Source organism: Paracoccus spongiarum, from assembly GCF_030732095.1.
GTDB lineage: Bacteria > Pseudomonadota > Alphaproteobacteria > Rhodobacterales > Rhodobacteraceae > Paracoccus > Paracoccus spongiarum.
On the sequence record NZ_JAVAMQ010000007.1, the window covers coordinates 88,883 to 107,236 of the forward strand.

The 18,354-nt window shown below is 68.4% G+C and carries 15 protein-coding genes; 3 read left to right on the forward strand and 12 right to left on the reverse strand.

Annotation, left to right across the window (positions count from 1 at the left end):
• Nucleotides 1-9: 9 nt before the first annotated feature.
• The 7 genes from Q5Y72_RS09515 to Q5Y72_RS09545 all read right to left on the reverse strand — a co-directional run bounded on the left by Q5Y72_RS09515 (nucleotide 10) and on the right by Q5Y72_RS09545 (nucleotide 8,515).
• Complete coding sequence (locus Q5Y72_RS09515; RefSeq protein ID WP_305963177.1) at nucleotides 10-1,230, reverse strand: phenylacetate--CoA ligase family protein; 1,221 nt, start codon at nucleotides 1,228-1,230, stop codon at nucleotides 10-12.
• Nucleotides 1,231-1,240: 10 nt separating this feature from the next.
• Nucleotides 1,241-2,062, reverse strand: a complete 822-nt coding sequence (locus Q5Y72_RS09520; protein WP_305963178.1) for an ABC transporter ATP-binding protein — start codon at nucleotides 2,060-2,062, stop codon at nucleotides 1,241-1,243.
• Nucleotides 2,063-2,118: 56 nt separating this feature from the next.
• On the reverse strand, nucleotides 2,119-3,402 hold the full coding sequence (locus tag Q5Y72_RS09525; RefSeq protein ID WP_305963179.1) for an ABC transporter substrate-binding protein: 1,284 nt from the start codon (nucleotides 3,400-3,402) through the stop codon (nucleotides 2,119-2,121).
• A 50-nt stretch (nucleotides 3,403-3,452) separates the two neighbouring features.
• Nucleotides 3,453-4,529: a branched-chain amino acid ABC transporter permease gene (locus Q5Y72_RS09530; RefSeq protein WP_305963180.1), complete on the reverse strand. Its 1,077-nt coding sequence runs from the start codon at nucleotides 4,527-4,529 to the stop codon at nucleotides 3,453-3,455.
• A gap of 144 nt (nucleotides 4,530-4,673) precedes the next feature.
• Nucleotides 4,674-5,660, reverse strand: coding sequence for a branched-chain amino acid ABC transporter permease (locus Q5Y72_RS09535; protein WP_305963181.1), 987 nt, complete (start codon nucleotides 5,658-5,660; stop codon nucleotides 4,674-4,676).
• Between the two features lie 21 nt (nucleotides 5,661-5,681).
• Nucleotides 5,682-6,533 carry an ABC transporter ATP-binding protein gene (locus Q5Y72_RS09540; RefSeq protein WP_305963272.1) on the reverse strand — a complete coding sequence of 284 codons (852 nt, stop codon included), beginning with the start codon at nucleotides 6,531-6,533 and terminating at the stop codon, nucleotides 5,682-5,684.
• A 5-nt stretch (nucleotides 6,534-6,538) separates the two neighbouring features.
• Complete coding sequence (locus tag Q5Y72_RS09545) at nucleotides 6,539-8,515, reverse strand: AMP-binding protein (RefSeq protein ID WP_305963182.1); 1,977 nt, start codon at nucleotides 8,513-8,515, stop codon at nucleotides 6,539-6,541.
• A 229-nt stretch (nucleotides 8,516-8,744) separates the two neighbouring features.
• Between Q5Y72_RS09545 and Q5Y72_RS09550 the strand changes: the two genes are divergently transcribed.
• Together Q5Y72_RS09550 and Q5Y72_RS09555 are read left to right on the forward strand one after the other, a co-directional pair.
• Nucleotides 8,745-10,634, forward strand: coding sequence for a PAS-domain containing protein (locus Q5Y72_RS09550; RefSeq protein ID WP_305963183.1), 1,890 nt, complete (start codon nucleotides 8,745-8,747; stop codon nucleotides 10,632-10,634).
• Nucleotides 10,631-11,332 (forward strand): response regulator transcription factor, encoded by a 702-nt coding sequence (locus tag Q5Y72_RS09555; RefSeq protein WP_305963184.1) that lies wholly within the window; start codon nucleotides 10,631-10,633, stop codon nucleotides 11,330-11,332. The genes Q5Y72_RS09550 and Q5Y72_RS09555 overlap by 4 nt, the downstream gene beginning before the upstream one ends.
• Before the next feature lie 88 nt (nucleotides 11,333-11,420).
• Here the strand turns inward: Q5Y72_RS09555 and Q5Y72_RS09560 are convergent, their stop codons facing one another.
• Nucleotides 11,421-12,887, reverse strand: a complete 1,467-nt coding sequence (locus tag Q5Y72_RS09560) for an aldehyde dehydrogenase family protein (RefSeq protein WP_371930801.1) — start codon at nucleotides 12,885-12,887, stop codon at nucleotides 11,421-11,423.
• A 212-nt stretch (nucleotides 12,888-13,099) separates the two neighbouring features.
• Between Q5Y72_RS09560 and Q5Y72_RS09565 the strand changes: the two genes are divergently transcribed.
• Nucleotides 13,100-13,756: a redoxin domain-containing protein gene (locus Q5Y72_RS09565; protein ID WP_305963185.1), complete on the forward strand. Its 657-nt coding sequence runs from the start codon at nucleotides 13,100-13,102 to the stop codon at nucleotides 13,754-13,756.
• Here the strand turns inward: Q5Y72_RS09565 and Q5Y72_RS09570 are convergent.
• The 4 genes from Q5Y72_RS09570 to pnp all read right to left on the reverse strand — a co-directional run bounded on the left by Q5Y72_RS09570 (nucleotide 13,726) and on the right by pnp (nucleotide 18,313).
• Complete coding sequence (locus tag Q5Y72_RS09570; protein ID WP_305963186.1) at nucleotides 13,726-14,529, reverse strand: glycosyltransferase family 25 protein; 804 nt, start codon at nucleotides 14,527-14,529, stop codon at nucleotides 13,726-13,728. The two genes, Q5Y72_RS09565 and Q5Y72_RS09570, sit on opposite strands and share 31 nt — an antisense overlap.
• Entirely contained in the window at nucleotides 14,526-15,308 is a 783-nt protein-coding gene (locus Q5Y72_RS09575) for a hypothetical protein (RefSeq protein ID WP_305963187.1), read from the reverse strand. Before Q5Y72_RS09575 ends, Q5Y72_RS09570 begins: the two co-directional genes overlap by 4 nt.
• 16 nt (nucleotides 15,309-15,324) lie before the next feature.
• Nucleotides 15,325-16,086, reverse strand: a complete 762-nt coding sequence (locus tag Q5Y72_RS09580; protein ID WP_305963188.1) for a glycosyltransferase family protein — start codon at nucleotides 16,084-16,086, stop codon at nucleotides 15,325-15,327.
• A gap of 85 nt (nucleotides 16,087-16,171) precedes the next feature.
• Nucleotides 16,172-18,313, reverse strand: a complete 2,142-nt coding sequence (gene pnp, locus Q5Y72_RS09585; RefSeq protein WP_305963189.1) for a polyribonucleotide nucleotidyltransferase — start codon at nucleotides 18,311-18,313, stop codon at nucleotides 16,172-16,174.
• Nucleotides 18,314-18,354: the final 41 nt, after the last annotated feature.

The window sequence follows — 18,354 nt, forward strand, 5'->3', positions numbered from 1 at the left end:
GATCCCTATTCAGTCATAGCTGCGGCGGTCCTCGATCACCTTGCCATCATTGGGCAGGCTGCCGGGCGCGACGATCTGCACGTCGCCCTTCAGCTTGAGGGTGTCGGCCACCGAGCGTGCGTAGAGATCGGCCGATTCGGCGGGCGATTCGACCTGAACGGTCATCACGTCCATCTCGCCGTCGCGGTCGGCGATGACCCGGGCGCGGGCGATTTCGGGGTGCCGGGCGACCAGCGCCGCGACCTGTTCGGGGCGCACGAACATGCCCTTGATCTTGGTGGTCTGGTCGGCGCGGCCCATCCATCCCTTGATGCGCATGTTGGTGCGGCCACAAGGGCTGGTGCCGGGCAGCACCGCCGACAGATCGCCGGTGGCAAAGCGCACCAGCGGGTAGTCGGGGTTCAGCGTCGTGACCAGAACCTCGCCGACCTCGCCCTCGGGGACGGGATCGCCGGTGCCGGGGCGCACGATCTCGACGATCACGCCCTCATCCACGATCATTCCTTCCAGCGCGTCGGTCTCGTAGGCGATGTTGCCCAGATCGGCAGTCGCATAGCATTGCCGCGTGACGATGCCGCGATCCGCATAGGCCTGCCGCAGCGAGGGAAACAGCGCGCCCCCGCCCACCACCGCCCGCCGGATCGCCAGCGCCTCGCCCATGTCGTCGGCGCGGTCCAGGATCACCTTGAGGAAATCCGGGGTGCCGGCATAGCAGGTGGTGCCGATGTCGACGGCGGCGCGGACCTGCAATTCGGTCTGGCCGGTTCCGGCAGGCAGCACCGCCGCATCGACCGCGCGGGCGCCCGATTCGAACATCATGCCCGCGGGCGTCAGGTGATAGCCGAAGCAGTTCTGCACGATGTCGCCGCGCCCCACGCCCGAGGCATGCATGAACCGCCCCAGCCGCCACCAGTCGCCCTCGCGCCGGCCCGGCTCGTAGATCGGGCCGGGACTTTGGAACACATGGTCGAACTCTGCGGTCAGGCGGGTCGCGAAGCCGCCGAAGGGGGGGGATTTCCTCTGCGCCTCGGACAGTTCGGCCTTGCGGATCACCGGCAGTCGCGCCAGCGCGGCGCGGTCGGTCACCGCGGCGGGGTCGATGTCGCGCAGCAGCCGCGCCATCGCGGGCGCGGTCCGGGCGCGCGCCAGGGCGGCCGGCAGGTCGCGGGCCAGCGCCTCGTGACGGGAATCCTCGTCGCGGGTTTCCAGATCGTCGTAATGGGACGGCATCGCACTCTCCTCAGGCCAGCCAGCGTTTGCGGCGGCGATAGCTGCGCACGTCGCGGAAGGATTTCCGGCCCTCGTCCGACATGCCCAGATAGAACTCCTTCACGTCCGGATTCTCGCGCAGCTGCGCGGCGGGCCCGTCCATCACCACCCGGCCATTCTCGAGGATGTAGCCGTAATGGGCATAGCGCAGGGCGACATTGGTGTTCTGCTCGGCCAGCAGGAAGGTGACGCCTTCGCCCTCGTTCACCGCCTTGACGATCTCGAAGATCTGCTCGACAAGCTGCGGCGCGAGGCCCATCGAGGGCTCGTCGAGCAGGATCGTCTCGGGGCGCGACATCAGCGCGCGGCCCATTGCCACCATCTGCTGCTCGCCGCCCGAGGTATAGCCGGCCTGCGACTTGCGGCGCTCCTTGAGGCGCGGGAAATACTCATAGACCATCTCGAGGTCGCGGCGGATTGCGGCGGCGCCGTCGCGGCGCGTGTAGGCGCCGGTCAGCAGGTTTTCCTCGACCGTCAGATGTTCGAAGCAGTGGCGTCCCTCCATCACCTGGATCACGCCCTTGCGGACCAGTGCGGCGGGGTTCAGATCGACGATCGCCTCGCCGCGATAGACGATGCTGCCCTTGGTCACCTCGCCGCGCTCGCTGGCCAGAAGGTTCGAGATGGCCTTCAGCGTCGTGGTCTTTCCGGCGCCGTTGCCGCCCAGCAGCGCGGTGATGCCGCCCTTGGGGACCGACAGGCTGACGCCCTTCAGCACCAGGATGACGTGATTGTAGATCACCTCGATATTGTTGACTTCCAAAAGGCTGTCGCGGGGTGCGGTGTCCAGCATGGCGGCTCTCCGGCTTGGGAAGTCCCGGCGGCGGCGGGCGCCGCCGGGAAACGGGCTCAGCAGTCGCGCGGGGTGATCCCGGCTTCCTGGGCATAGGCGGCGCTGTCCTCGGCGATCAGCGGGGCGATGATCTCCTGGTCGGGTTCGGTGAACTCGGTGATCAGGCTCCACTGCTTTGCGGTGGCGTCCCATTGCTGCAGGCGGGCCATGCCGCTGCCGCCGTGGTTGTCGCAGCTCAGCTTGATCTCGGGGCCGAAATCGGGAAGGCCGATCTCTTCCAGCCGCGCCGGCGTGATCTCGAGGTTCTCGAAGCCCTCGCGCAGCTGCTCGGCGCTGATCTGGGCCGTGCCGGCCAGCTCCTGCGCGGTGCGGATCGCCTCGGCGATCACCACCGCCGCATACATGCCCCGCGAATACAGCGCCGAGCCGACATGGCTGCCGCCCTGGCTGGCCTTGCCGGGGTCGATCACATGGGTCTTGATGTCGTCATAGATCGGATAATCCATGCCGACGCCATTGAAGGTCAGTGCCTTGTAGCCATTCGCGGCGGCGCCCACCGGCAGCACGTCCACCTCGGAGCCCGACCACCAGATGCCGATGAAGTTCTCCATCGGAAAGCGGATGTTCGCGGCTTCCTGGATCGCGGCCTGGTTCATCACGCCCCAGCCATACATGATGACATAGTCGGGCTTGTCGCGGCGGATCTGCAGCCACTGGCTTTTCTGTTCCTGCCCCGGCGCGTCGACCGGGATCTCGGAGAGGGTGAAGCCGTGCTTCTCGGCCAGGCCCTGCAGGGTGCGGATCGGCTCCTTGCCATAGGCGCTGTTGTGATAGACCAGCGCGATCTTCTTGCCCGACAGATCGCCGCCATTCTCGTCCAGCAGGTACTTGATCGCGACCGAGGCGCCGTCCCAGTAGTTCGCGGGCGCGTTGAACACCCATTCGAACACCTTGCCGTTCTTGCCCGAGGTGCGGCCATAGCCGGGCGTGTACAGCACCTTCTTGTCCACGCCCACCTTCGGGATCAGCTGATAGGTGATGCCGGTGGACAGCGGGTTGTAGACCAGAGCGCCAGTGTCCTTGGTCGCCTCGTAGCACTCGACGCCCTTCTCGGTGTTGTAGGCGGTCTCGCATTCGGGCACCTGGATCTTCTCGCCGCCGATGCCGCCGTCGCGTTCGTTCAGCAGGGTGAAGTAGTCGTTGAAGCCGTCGGCATAATGCGTGCCGTTGGCGCCGTAGGGCCCGGTGCGATAGCTGAGGTTGGGCACCACCAGATCGGCCATGGCGGGCGCCGCCGCCATCATCCCGGCCGCGACAAGTGCGGTGAAGGTCGTTTTCATTCGGGTCTCCTCCCCAAGGTTGAAATCTGCCGGTTGCCCGGTCTTTTCGGTCAGTGCGGGAACGGCCACAGCCGCAGCTTTTCCTTGGTCAGCGCCCACAGCCGGGCAAGCCCGTGCGGTTCGACGATCAGGAAGAACACGATCAGCGCGCCGACGATCATCAGCTCGATATGGGCCGCCAGATTGGTCGGCCAGCCGAAGCTGCCGACCAGTACGTTCTTCAGCAGCACCGGCAGCAGCACCATGAAGGCCGCGCCCGCGAAGCTGCCGAAGATGCTGCCCAGCCCGCCGATGATGATCATGAACAGAACCAGGAAGCTCTTGTTGATGCCGAAGGCCTCGCCGACCTCGGCCGCGCCCAGATAGACCGCGAACAGAAGCGCCCCGGCGATGCCGACGAAGAAGCTGCTGACCGCGAAGGCCGACAGCTTGGCGGTCAGCGGGTTCACCCCGATGATCTCGGCGGCGATGTCCATGTCGCGGATCGCCATCCACTTCCGCCCCAGGGTGCCGCGCGTCAGGTTGCGGGCCACCCAGGCCAGGACGAAGGCGAAGACAAGGCAGATCAGGTATTTGGCCGGCGCGCTGGTGGCGGGGCCGGTGACCGCATGGCCCAGCAGGGTGCGCTCGGGCGCATTGATCTGGCCCGAGGCGGAATAGTTGTAGAACCACGGCACCTTGTTGAACAGCCACACCAGGAAGAACTGCGCGGCCAGCGTGGCGACTGCCAGGTAGAACCCCTTGATGCGCAGGCTGGGCAGGCCGAACAGCACGCCCACGAGGGCGGTGATGCCGCCGGCCAGCAGGATGTGGATGACGATGCTGATCTCGGGAAAGGCGGTCATCAGCTTGTAGACCGAATAGGCGCCCACCGCCATGAAGCCGCCGGTCCCCAGGCTGACCTGCCCGGCATAGCCGGTCAGGATGTTCAGCCCCAGCGCCGCGATCGCGTAGATCAGCAGCGGCACGAACACCGCGCTCGCCCAGTAGTCGTTGATCAGGAAGGGAATGATCCCGAAGGCCACGGCCAGCACCGCGTAATAGCCCCAGCGATCCAGCCGGATCGGAAAGGTCTGGCCATCGTCCCGATAGCTCGTCTTGAAGTCGCCCGCCTCACGATAGATCATCGTCGCGCTCCTGTTCGCTGTCTCGCCGCGGGGGCTTCGCGCCCCCGCACCCCCGCGGGATATTTCCGCACAGAAGACGGGCCATCGCCGCGGCTCTCTCCTGTGGGCAAATATCCCCGCCGGAGGCATTGAAATCCTTCATCGTCAGACCCGCTCGATGATGCGTTCGCCGAACAGCCCCTGGGGGCGGAACACGAGGAACACCAGCGCCAGCACATAGGCGAACCAGTTCTCGGTCGCGCCGCCGACCATCGGGCCGATGAAGAACTCGAACAGCTTCTCGCCCACGCCGATGATCAGCCCGCCGACGATGGCGCCGGGGATCGAGGTGAAGCCGCCCAGCATCAGCACCGGCAGCGCCTTCAGCGCGATCAGCGACAGGCTGAACTGGACGCCGGACTTGGTGCCCCACATGATGCCCGCGACCAGCGCCACGAAGCCCGCGATCGACCAGACCATCACCCAGATGAAGCGCAGCGAGATGCCCACCGACAGCGCCGCCTGGTGATCGTCGGCCACGGCGCGCATCGCCCGCCCCTGCTTGGTGTACTGGGCGAAGGCGACCAGCGCCGCGACCAGGATCGCCGCGATCAGCGTGGCCCAGATGTCCAGCCGGTCGATGAAGAAGCCATAGCCGAACCACTCGGCCGTCGCCCCCTCGATCGCGTCCGAGATGCCTTGCGGCAGCCCGACATCCAGCGTCTTGATGTCGGCCCCCCACATCACGTCACCGAGGCCCTCGAGGAAATAGGCCAGCCCGATCGTCGCCATGAAGAGGATGATCGGTTCCTGCCCGACCAGGTGCTGCAGGACCAGCTTCTCGATGAGGAAGGCAAGCAGCACCATCACCCCAGCGGTCAGCGCGATCGCCAGCACCGCGGGCACGGTCCAGCCGAACTGATGCAGGCTGGTTCCGAAGGCGGCGTTGATCAGGTCCGCGAAGGGAATCTGCCCCTGCTGGATGCCGACCAGGGTCAGCGCGGCGAACAGCGCCAGCACCCCCTGGGCATAGTTGAACACGCCCGAGGCCTTGAAGATCAGCACGAAGCCCAAGGCCACGAGGGAATACATCACCCCGGTCATCAACCCGTTGGCCACGACCTCGGCGGCAAAGAAGAACTGGTCCATCATCGCATCCCCCGCTTGATCCGGTCAGTCATGGGCCACCCCCAGATAGGCGTCGATCACGTCCTGGTTGCTGCGCACCTCGTCGGGGGTGCCGTCGCCGATCTTGCGGCCGTAATCCATCACCACGACCCGGTCGCTGAGATCCATGACCACGCCCATGTCGTGTTCGATCAGCGCGATGGTCGTGCCGAATTCGTCGTTCACGTCGAGGATGAAGCGGCTCATGTCCTCCTTTTCCTCGACATTCATGCCCGCCATCGGCTCGTCAAGCAGCAGCAGCTGCGGCTCGGCGGCGAGGGCGCGGGCCAGTTCGACGCGCTTCTTCAGCCCGTAGGGCAGCCGTCCCACCGGCGTCTTGCGGATGTTCTGGATCTCGAGGAAATCGATGATCTTCTCGACCGCCTCGCGGTTCAGGTTCTCCTCGCGCTCGGCCGGGCCCCACCACAGCGCCTGCGCCAGGAAGCCCGACTTCATCCGGTTCAGCCGGCCGGTCATGATGTTGTCCAGCACCGACATGCCGTCGAACAGCGCGATGTTCTGGAAGGTCCGGGCGATGCCCAGGCGGGCGACCTCGTAGGGCTTCATCGGCCCGCGGCGGTAGCCCTTGAACCAGACCTCGCCCTCCTGCGGATGATAGAAGCCCGAAATGACGTTCAGCATCGAGGACTTTCCGGCCCCGTTCGGCCCGATGATCGCGCGGATCTCGCCCTGGCGGATGTCGAAGCTGATGTCCTTGATCGCCACCACGCCGCCGAAGCGCAGGGTGATGTTCTTCATCTCCATCATCACGCCGCCGATCTGGCGGCCGTCGGCGGTCACATGGCCGTCCTGCGCCGGCAAGGGGGCCTGCGATTGCGATTGCGATTGCGTCTGCATCCGGGTCATTCCGCCGCCACCTTCCGGCCTTGCGCCTCGCCGAAGACCTGCGCGTCCTCGATCTTCAGCGTGGCGGTGATGCGGCCCTTGCGGCCATCCTCGTAGGTGACCGCGGTTTCCGTGTAGACGCTGGACGAGCCGTCATAGAGCGCGGCCACCAGGTCTGCGAATTTCTCGTTGATGACGGCGCGGCGCACCTTGCGGGTGCGGGTCATCTCGCCGTCGTCGGGGTCCAGTTCCTTGTGCAGCACCAGGAAGCGGTGGACCTGGCAGCCCGACAGCATCGGATCCTCCGCGACCGAGCGGTTGACCGCCTCGACATGCTCGCGGATGGTCGCGTAGACCTGCGGATGGCCGGCCAGTTCCTGATAGCTGGCATAGGCGATGTTGTTGCGCTCGGCCCAGTTGCCGACCGCGTTCAGGTCGATGTTGATCATCGCCGTGCAGAAGTCGCGGCCATTGCCGATGACCACTGCCTCGAGGATGTTGGGATAGAATTTCAGCTTGTTCTCGACATATTTGGGCGCGAACATGCTGCCATCGGCCATCTTGCCGACATCCTTGGCGCGGTCGATGATCCGCAGATGCCCGGTCGCGTCCTCGAAGAACCCCGCATCGCCGGTCGCCACCCAGCCCTCGGCATCCTTGGTCGAGGCGGTGCTTTCGGGGTTCTTGAAATAGGCCACGAACGTGCCGGGGCTGCGATAGAACACCTCGCCGTTCTCGGCGATCTTCAGTTCGACGCCGGGGCTGGGCACGCCCACCGTGTCCGACCGCACCTCGCCGTCGGGCTGCTGGGTGATGAACACCGAGGCCTCGGTCTGGCCGTAAAGCTGCTTCAGGTTGATGCCGAGGCTGCGGTAGAAATCGAAGATCTCGGGGCCGATCGCCTCGCCCGCGGTATAGCCGACCCGCACCCGGCTGAGGCCCAGCGTGTTCTTCAGCGGGCCATAGACGAACAGCCGGCCCAGCGCGTAGGAGAGCCGGTCGCCGAGCCCTGCGGGCCTGCCGTCCAGCAGCGCGGGCCCGACCCGGCGCGCGACCTCCATGAAGTGGCGGAACAGCCAGCGCTTGATGCGGCCGGCATCCTCCATGCGGATCATCACGGTGGTCAGCTGGCCCTCGAAGACGCGGGGCGGGGCGAAGAAATAGGTCGGCCCGATCTCGCGCATGTCGGTCATCATCGTGTGCGCGCCCTCGGGGCAGTTGACGGTAAAGCCCGACCACAGCGCCTGCCCGACCGAGAAGATGAAATCGCCCACCCAGGCCATCGGCAGATAGGCCACGATCTCCTCGGCCTGGGTCAGCCGGTCGAAGCCCGCGGTGTTCTTCGAGGTCTCGATGATGTTGCGGTTCGACAGCACCACGCCCTTGGGCTTGCCGGTGGTGCCGCTGGTATACAGCATCACGCAGGTGCTGTCGTAATCCAGCGCGGCGATGCGCCGGTCCAGTTCCGGGCCCAGCCGGGTCGCCGCGGCGCGACCCTCGGCCTGCACGTCGGCCAGCGCGTTCATGCGGGAGTGGTCGTATTTCCGCATCCCGCGGCGGTCGGTATACAGGATCTGCTCGATCCCCTTGACCGTCTCCTCGACCTCCAGGACCTTGTCGACCTGCTCCTGGTCGCCGCACAGCACGAAGCGGGCGCCGCAATGCTCGACCACATAGGCCATCTCTTCCGCCACGGCGTCCTGATACAGCGGCACGGGAACCGCCCCGCACATCTGCGCGGCGATCATGCCCCAGTAATGCGCCGGGCGGTTGCGGCCGATGATCGCCATGTGGTCGCCCGGCTTCAGCCCCAGCGCCATCAGGCCCAGCGCCAGCGCGCGGATCTCGTCGGCGGCCTCGGCCCAGCTCCAGCTTTGCCAGATGCCGAATTCCTTCTCGCGATAGGCGGGCCGGTTTCCGTAACGGGCCACGTTCCGCGCCAGCAGCGCGGGAACAGAATGCAATTCGCCTGTCGGCGCCTGCTGGTCCGGCATGTGTCCTCCCCTGTCGCGGTCTCGCGCCGCGCCTCGTCCGGGCCTCCCCGCCCTGACTGTGGCCATCCTTGCGGGCAATCATTGCCGCAGTTTGTCCGAATTCCAACGAATTGTTACGGCGCTTTCCCGCCGCGCGGGGCGGTGCTAACGCTGGCATCGGAGGGCCGGGAATGAACGCAACGGACAGCACCGCGCGGGCCGCGGCACGGATCGTCACGGCGGCCCCCGCATGACGCCCGAGACGCTGCGCGCGGACCTGACGCGGTCGGGGCTGAACCTGATCGGGCAGGCGCTGTCGATCTTCGACGCCGATCTGCGGCTGGCGGTCGCCAACAACCAGTATCAGGCGATGTTCGACCTGCCCGATGCGCTGACCCGGCCCGGCACCAGCTTCGAGGACACGATCCGCTATCTGGTCGAGCGCGGCGAATACGGCCCGCAGGACGACCCGGCCGCCGCCGTGGCCTTTCGCGTCGAACAGGCCCGCACCTTCCAGCCGCATTACTTCGAACGCCAGCGCGCCGATGGCCGCTGGATCGCGGTCGAGGGGGCGCCCCTGTCGCAGGGCGGCTGGATCACCGTCTATACCGACATCACCGACATCAAGCGCCAGGAAACGCTGCTGCGGGCGCGGTCCGCCGAACTCAGCGAACAGGTGCTGGACCATGCCGAGCGGCTGGCCGCGGCCAATCGCGCCCTGGCCGCCACCAACGCCGCCCTGCAAGAGGCGCAGCGCGTGCTGACCCGCACCGAGGCCCGCACCCGGCAGGTGACCGAGATGGTGCCAGCCCATATCGCGCATCTCGGCGCCGACTACCGCTATACCTTCTCGAACCGGCGGCAGCCCTCCATCTTTCCGGGCGCCGCCCCCAGCATCGTCGGCCTCAGCGTCGAGGAGGCGCTGGGCCCCGAGACCTTCCAGACCCTGCGGCCGCATGTCGATCGCGCGCTGGCCGGCGACCCGCAGGTGGCCGAGATCACCCATGCCGTCTCGGGCCGGCGCATCCGCATCGCGCTGACCCCGGATCTGGACGGGCAGGGCGTCTATGTGCTGTCCACCGATGTCAGCGCCGAGGTGCAGGCCCGCGAGGCGCTGGCCCATGCCGGCAAGCGCAGCCTTGCCGCGCAGCTGACCTCGGGTATGGCGCATGATTTCGGCAATCTGCTGACCATCATCCTCGGCCTCCAGGGGCGGCTGGCGGCGCGCGCGCTGCCGCCGGGCGCGGCCGAGGACGTGCAGGCCACGCTGGCCGCCGCGCGGCGCGGCGCGGCGCTGCTCGACGGGCTGTCGCGGATCAGCGGCACGCCCGAGATGGCGTTGCAGCCGGTCGATCTGCCGGCGCTGCTGCACGAGGCCGCGACGCTGGCCCGGCCCGCGCTGGGCGAGGAGACGCGGCTGGTGCTCGATCTCGATCTGCCGCCCGGTCCGCTGCTGCTCGATCCCGGCGCGCTGCAGGATTCGCTGCTGAACCTGATCCTGAACGCCAACGCGGCGATCGCCGGGCCGGGCTGCATCACGCTTGCCGCCCGCGCCGCCGGCGGCGACTGGGTCGACCTTGCGGTCAGCGACACCGGCCCGGGCTTCAGCGACGAGGCGCTGACCCGCGCGACCGAGCCCTTCTACAGCACCAAGAAGGGCCAGGGCTCGGGGCTGGGCCTGTCGATGGTCTATGACCAGACCAAGCTGGTCGGCGGCCGGATGCGGCTGGAAAACACCGGCCGCGGCGCCCGCGTCACGCTGCGCCTGCCGCGCCGGCCGGTCGCGCGGCAGATGGTGCTGCTGGTCGAGGACGACGACCAGATCCGCGCCGACACCCGCGCCATGCTGACCGGCCTCGGCCACGCGGTGATCGAGGCCGCCAGCCTCGCCGAGGCCCGCGCGCTGACCGACCTGCCGGGGCTGACGCTGATCCTCTCCGACATCCAGCTGGGCGACGGCCTCGGCCACGACCTCGCGGGCCTGCTGCCGACCGTGCTGATGACCTCGCTGCCGCCCGGCGATCCGCTGCGCGCGCGCGCGCCCGCCCCGGTGCTGTCGAAACCCTTCACCCCGGCCCGGCTGGCCACCGCCCTGGCCCGCGCCACCGCCCTTGCCCACGCCGCCGAGGAAGGCCCATGACCGACGCGCCCCTGATCGCCATCCTCGACGACGAGCCCGAGATCCGCCGCCTGCTGGGCGCCGCGCTGGAGGATGCCGGCTTCCGCATCCAGGCCTTCGCCCGCGCCACCGAATTCGAGGCCGCGCTGCGCCGCATCACCCCGGATGCCTGCCTGATCGACCTCGGCCTGCCCGACCGCGACGGGCTGGCGCTGGTCCACCGGCTGGCCACCGAATCCGGCGCGGCGATCATCATCATCTCGGCCCGCGCGCAGCTGCAGGACCGGGTGACCGGGCTGGAACTCGGCGCCGACGACTACATCACCAAGCCCTTCGAGCCCGCCGAGGTGGTGGCCCGCATCCGCGCCCGCCTGCGCCGTCCGGCCCAGCCGCAGGGCCGTGCCGGCGCGGCGGTCCGCTTCGCCGGCTGGACCGCCGATTTCGACCGCTACATGCTGACCGCCCCCGACGGCACGGAAACCCCGCTCAGCCATGCCGAGGCCGAGGTGCTGCGCATGTTCACCGACAATCCCCGCCGCCTCATCACCCGCGGCCAGATGCTCGAGACGCTGGGCGGCGCGGCCGGCGACAGCTTCGACCGGGCGATGGACGTGCGCATCTCGCGGCTGCGCACCAAGCTGGGCGAGGACCCGCGCAACCCGCGCCTCATCAAGACCATCTACGGCGCCGGCTACATCTTCCTGGCCGAACCGGGCTGATCAGCCCCTTTGCCCTGGCGCAAATATCCTCGGGGGGTCCGGGGGGCAGACGGCCCCCCGGCTTCCGCCGGCCCGCGGGGCCGGCCGGTCAGGCGTCGCGGTCCCAGCCGCTGATCGCCTTGCTGTCCATGAACTCCTCCAGCCCCATCACGCCGCCCTCGCGCGCCCGGCCCGACTGCTTCACGCCGCCGAAGGCGGACCCGGCCCCGCGCGGCTGGCCGTTCATCTCGACCATGCCCGAGCGCAGCTGCCGCGCCAGCCGGTTGCGCCGGGCGCCGTCCTGCGACTGGACATAGCTGGTCAGCCCGTAGGGCGTGTCATTGGCGATCCGCACCGCCTCCTCCTCGCTGTCGAAGGGGATGATCGACAGCACCGGCCCGAAGATCTCCTGCCGGGCGATGGCCATGTCGTTCGTCACATCGGCAAACACCGTCGGGCGCACGAAATAGCCCCGGTTCACCCCCTCGGGCAGGCCCGGCCCGCCGGCGACCAGCCTCGCGCCCTCGTCGATGCCGGTCTGGATCATGTCCTGGATCTTCTGCCACTGGGCCTTGCTGACCACCGGGCCGATATGCGGCCCCGGCTGGTGCGCCGTGGCCACCCGGGTGTCGCGGGCCACCTGCGCGGCGGTCTCGACCGCGCGCTCGTAGACCGACCGCTCGACCAGCATCCGGGTCGGCGCGTTGCACGACTGCCCGCTGTTGTAGAAGCAATGCCGCGCCCCGCGCAGCACCGCCTTGTCGTCGGCATCCGCGAAGATCAGGTTGGCGCCCTTGCCGCCCAGTTCCAGGCAGACCTTCTTCAGGCTGTCCGCCGCGGCCTTGCTGATCGCGATGCCGGCGCGGGTCGATCCGGTAAAGCTGATCATCTCGACATCGGGATGGGTGGACAGCTGCGTGCCCACCCCCTGCCCGTCGCCGTTCACCAGGTTGAACACCCCGGCCGGCACCCCCGCCTCGTCGAGGATCTCGGCAAACAGCATCGAGGACAGCGGCGCGATCTCGCTGGGCTTCAGGATGCAGGTATCGCCCGCCAGGATCGCCGGGATCACCTTCAGCGTGACCTGGTTCATCGGCCAGTTCCACGGCGTGATCAGCCCGACCACGCCCACCGGCTCCCATGCGGTCATGCTCGAGGGCGCGTGATCGCCCAGCGGCCGCACAAAGCGGAAATCCCGGAAGGCGGTGATGAAGTTCCTGATATGGCTGCTGCCGGCGCCGACCTGATCCTCCAGCGACATGTCCTGCGGAGCGCCCATCTCGTGGGTGATCGCCGCCGCCATGTCGGGGGCGCGCCGCTCATAGACCGCCAGGATCTTCTCGACCAGCGCCAGCCGGTCGGCCGGGGCGCTTTGCGACCAGGCCGGGAAGGCGGCCTTCGCCGCGGCCACGGCGGCGTCGGTATCGGCCTGCCCGCCAAGGCTGATGACCGCGACCGGCTCCTCGGTCGAGGGGTCGATCACCTCAAGGTCGCCCGGCGCCGCCGGATCGACCCATTCTCCGCCGATATAGAACTTGCGCCTGTCCGCCACTGCCCTGTCCGAAACGATGTTCATCGCGTCCTCCCGAAATGCGTCTGCTGCAGAAGGTGGCACCGCCCCCGCCCCGCCGCAACCCCGCCCCGCCGCAACGACGCCCTACCGCAAGCCGCCCGCGGCACGGCCCCACCCCGGCATGGCCCCCGCAGGGCGCCATCATCCGCCGGGCTGGCATTTGCCCCCGCGTCGCCTATGTAGGGGGCAACGCACCCGAACCGAGAGGATGTTCCATGGGACTTCGCATCAACGACATCGCCCCCGACTTCACCGCCGACTCGACCGAGGGCGAGATCCGCTTCCACGAGTGGCTGGGTGACGGCTACGCCATCCTGTTCAGCCATCCGCGCGACTTCACCCCTGTCTGCACGACGGAATTCAGCGCCGTCGCCCAGCTGGCCGGCGAGTTCGAGGCCCGCAACACCAAGGTCCTCGGCGTCTCGGTGGACAGCGTCGCGGATCACCAGAAATGGAAGAACGACATCGCCAGGGTCGCCGGCACGCCCGCGAATTTCGCCATCATCGACGACACCTCGCTGGCGGTCGCCAAGGCCTATGACATGCTGCCGGCCGATCACTACCTGCCGCAGGACGGCCGCACGCCCCAGCATTCCGCGACCGTGCGCAGCGTGTTCATCATCGGCCCGGACAAGAAGATCCGGCTGACCATGACCTATCCCATGTCCATCGGCCGCAACTTCGCCGAGATCATCCGCGCGCTGGATGCGGTCATCAAGACCGACGGCGTGCCGCTGGCCACCCCCGCCAACTGGGTGCCGGGACAGGACGTGATCGTGGCGCTGGCGCTGGACGACAAGGCCGCGGCCGAGAAATACGGCCCGCTGGACATCCGCCTGCCCTATCTGCGCTTTGCGAAGGACCCGGCCTGATCCCCACCCGGACCGCGACCCCGCCACCGGTGGCGCAGGGCGATCAGCTTGTCGGTCGCCATCCGGTACTGGCGGATCAGCGGATAAAGGGGATGGCGTCCCCCGGCCGACCGGCGGGCCGCCGCCGCGGGCGCTATCTCGCTGTCGGCGCCGCTGGTGACGACCAGCGGCGGCCAGACTGCCAGCCCGCGGTTGCTGCGGGTCAGCCAGTGCCGGAAATAGATGTCCACCGGCGCGAAGATGCGCTCATGGCCGCGCAGGAACGCCTCGGCGCCCGGACGCGACCAGATCAGCGCGGTGGTCGTCATCGGAAAGTAGTGCGCGCGGGTCAGCCGGTGCCCGCCCTCGGGCAGGCGCAGTTCGAGGATCGGCGTGTGGATGCGCAGGCGGGCCGGCGCCAGATGGATCAGGTCCCACGCCAGGTCGCGCCGCGCAAGCCAGTCCAGCACCTGCGCGATGCCTTCTGCGGCGCCCGGTCGCAGCTGCAGGTCGTCCTCGAACACGAGGCAGTTGTCGGCGGCCGTCTCCAGGAACCGCCGGGCCACCCGCAGATGGCTGAGGTAGCAGCCGATCTCACCGCCGCGCATCGGCCGCCCCAGATGGCGCATGGCCGCGGCGGCGTCGTAGTCGGGAAAGGCGTCGGGCGTCAGCTGCCGGCCGTCGAAGGCGGGCACACGGTCGAACGCGATGCCGGCCGCCCGCAGCGCCGCGCTTGCGCTGCGCAGGCGCGCCTCCGAGCCGTCCAGATTGATGAGATAGGCTGGCGGGGTCATGCGCCCTCCGCGCGGATCAGGTCCAGAAAGCTGCCGCGCGGAACGCGGCCGCCAAAGCTGCCGGCCAGTTCGGCACGCAGCTCCCTGCCCCACAGATGCACCCCGAAGCTGTCGGCGGGCAGGTCCTCCGGCCGCAGCGCGCCGGGGGTCAGAAAGCGGCGGACCGCGTGGATCGGCACCGGATAGAAGGCCTGCGGCGGCATCGCCCGGCCGACATCGCCGGTCAGGGTCGCGAAATGGGTCAGGGCGCGCGGCCCGGTGCTGCCCCAGGGCCATTCGGTGATCGGCAGCCCGCCGCGCAGCGCGCTGCGCAGCCTGTATTTCTGGCGCCGCAGGCCGCGCAGATGCGGCGGAACGCCGCGCGTGGCGGGCGTGATGGCACAGAGCGACGCCAGCAGCCGCGACTCGCGCGGCAGCCCCAGAACGGCATTGTTCAGCTGGCCGTCATCCTCCCGGCCAAGCACCCAGGGCGTGTCGAAATCGAAGGGTCGCAGCGCGATCATGTCCAGATCGACCCACAGCGCGTCGGTGGCCCGCACCATCGCATAGCGGAACAGATCGGCATGCATGGCCGGGCTGCCGCTGCGCCGGTCGCGCAGGATGCTGTCCCCCGGCAGGATTTCCGAGGCATCGGCCAGCGTCACGCCAGCGGGCAGGTTCCCGATCGCGCCATAGCCATAGAGGGTGAAGGCATGGCCCAGCCGCAGGAACGAGGCAATCGCGGCGCGTTCGATCTCGCCCAGCCGCGCGCCGATCCACAGGCTTGCCACATGCCTCATCGCGGCCCGCCCGCGCCTATCGGCGCCGCAGCCGGTGCAGCAGCGCCAGCACCGGGGGAGACCGTCGCGCCGCGGCCGTGATCTGGCGCAACACCGGCAGCCGGTCCCAGAAGCGCAGATCGGCGATGTCGCTGCGCGAGGACCGCTGCACCGCCAGCGGCTGGCGGCTGCCCAGCACCACCAGATCGGGCTGGTCGGCGCGCAGCCAGCAATAGGCGCCGTCCACATGCATCGGCCCGCCCGCCGGATCGCCGATCGCCCGCGCCTGCATCGCCTCGAGATAGGGCACCGCGCGTTCCGAGAACCGGCGGCTGAAGCCCACGAAATGCGCCAGCGGGAAGGTATGATCGGCCGAGAGCCGCAGCAGATGCGCGCCGACAGGCTGATCGCCCGGCCGCGCCTCCAGCGGCGAGACGGAATACAGCATGTCCCACCGCGTCTCCCGCAGCGCCGGCAGCATCGCTGCCAGCAGCGGCGTGAAATCCGGCGCGAAATCGGCGTCGTCCTCCAGCATCAGCGCATGGGCTGCGCCATCGGCCAGGATCGCGCGATGCACGCCCAGCTGGCTTTCGAAACAGCCGCGCGCCCCCCGGCTGGGAAAATCGCCCTGGTCGGGGGGAAAGCTGGCCGGAAACAGCGTCACCGCCGGATGCGACAGGCTCAGCCCGATGCGGTTCAGCTCGGCCTCCATCTCGCGCCGGCGATCCTCGCGATGGGCCAGGTTGATGATGTAGACGCGGTCGAACACCGACAGCAGCATCTCGGCGGCGGATGGCACGGGCGCGGTCCCTCGCAACATGACGACAGCCCCGGCATAGCGGGGCTGTCGCGGTTCGGACAGGGGGTTTCGAGGACCCCGCCGATCACTCGGCGGTTTCTTCCTTCTTCTCGGTGATCTCGGCGCCGGTCTCCTGGTCGACCATCTTCATGCCGAGGCGCACCTTGCCGCGGTCGTCGAAGCCCAGCAGCTTGACCTTGACCTCCTGGCCCTCCTGCAGCACCTCGCTGGGATGGCCCAGGCGGCGGTTGGCGATCTGGCTGACATGCACCAGCCCGTCGCGCTTGCCGAAGAAGTTCACGAAGGCGCCGAAATCGACCAGCTTGACGACCCGGCCGGTATAGACCTGGCCCTCTTCGGGCTCGGCCACGATCGACCAGATCATGTCATGCGCCTTCTTGATCGACTCGGCATTGGCCGATGCGATCTTGATGACGCCGTCATCGTTGATGTCGACCTTGGCGCCCGAGACCTCGACGATCTCGCGGATCACCTTGCCGCCCGAGCCGATCACTTCGCGGATCTTGTCGGTCGGGATCTGCATGGTCTCGATGCGCGGGGCATGGGCGCTGAACTCGCGGCGTCCCTCGGCCAGCGCCTTGCCCATCTCGGCCAGGATGTGCATCCGGCCGTCACGCGCCTGCGCCAGCGCCTGCTCCATGATCGCGGGCGTGATGCCGGCCACCTTGATGTCCATCTGCAGGCTGGTGATGCCGTTTTCCGTCCCGGCCACCTTGAAGTCCATGTCGCCCAGGTGATCCTCGTCGCCGAGGATGTCGGTCAGCACCGCATATCGGCCGTCCTCTTCCAGGATCAGCCCCATCGCGACGCCGGCGACCGGCGCCTTCAGCGGCACCCCCGCATCCATCATCGACAGCGAGCCGCCGCAGACCGAGGCCATGCTGGACGAGCCGTTCGATTCGGTGATCTCGCTGACCACGCGGATGGTATAGGGGAAATCCGTCGCCGCCGGCAGCACCGCCTGCAACGCGCGCCAGGCCAGCTTGCCATGGCCGATCTCGCGGCGACCGGGGCTGCCCACGCGGCCGACCTCGCCGACCGAATAGGGCGGGAAGTTGTAGTGCAGCAGGAAGTTCGACCGGAAATTGCCGTGCAGCGCGTCGATGATCTGCTCGTCATCGCCGGTGCCCAGCGTCGTGACGACCAGCGCCTGCGTCTCGCCGCGGGTGAACAGCGCGCTGCCATGCGTGCGCGGCAGGAAGCCCACCTCGCTGTCGATGGCGCGCACGGTGCGGGTGTCGCGGCCGTCGATGCGGGCGCCGCCATTGATGATGTCGCCGCGCAGGATGCCCGATTCCAGCTTCTTCAGGGCCGAGCCCAGGTTCGGATCGGCCAGTTCCTCCTCGCTCAGCCCGGCCTTCACGGCGGCCTTGGCGGCGGCCACGGCGTCCTGGCGCTGCGACTTGTCGCCGATCGCATAGGCGGCGCGCATCTCGGCCTCGCCCAGCGCCTTCACGCGGGCATAAAGCGCGCTGTAGTCCGGCGCCTGGAAGTCGAAGGGCTCCTTCGCGGCGGCTTCGGCCAGGTCGATGATCAGGTCGATCACCGGCTTGATCGCGTCATGGCCGAACTTCACGGCGCCCAGCATCTCCTCCTCGGACAGCTCGTAGGCTTCCGATTCGACCATCATCACGGCGTCCTTGGTGCCGGCGACGACCAGATCCAGCCGCTGTTCGGGGTTGTTGCGCAGCTGGTCCATGTCCTGGACCTCGGGGTTCAGCACATAGTCGCCATTGGCAAAGCCCACGCGCGCGGCGGCGATCGGGCCCATGAACGGCACGCCCGAGATGGTCAGCGCCGCCGAGGCCGCGATCATCGCCACGATGTCGGGATCGTTGACCAGGTCATGGCTCAGCACCGTGCACATCACCAGCACTTCATGCTTGAAGCCGGGGACGAACAGCGGGCGGATCGGGCGGTCGATCAGGCGCGCGGTCAGCGTCTCCTTCTCGGTCGGACGCGCCTCGCGCTTGAAGAAGCCGCCCGGCACCTTGCCGGCGGCATAGTATTTTTCCTGGTAGTGAACCGTCAGCGGGAAGAAGTCCTGCCCGGGCTTCGGTTCCTTGGCGAAGGTCACGTTGGCCATCACGCTGGTCTCGCCCAGCGTGGCGATCACCGAACCGTCGGCCTGGCGGGCAACCTTGCCCGTTTCCAGCGTCAGGGTTTCCTGGCCCCACTGGATTGATTTCTTCACATCGTCGAACATCTGGTTTCCTCTGGGCCGCGCCAGCCCTCTGGCCGCGCCCG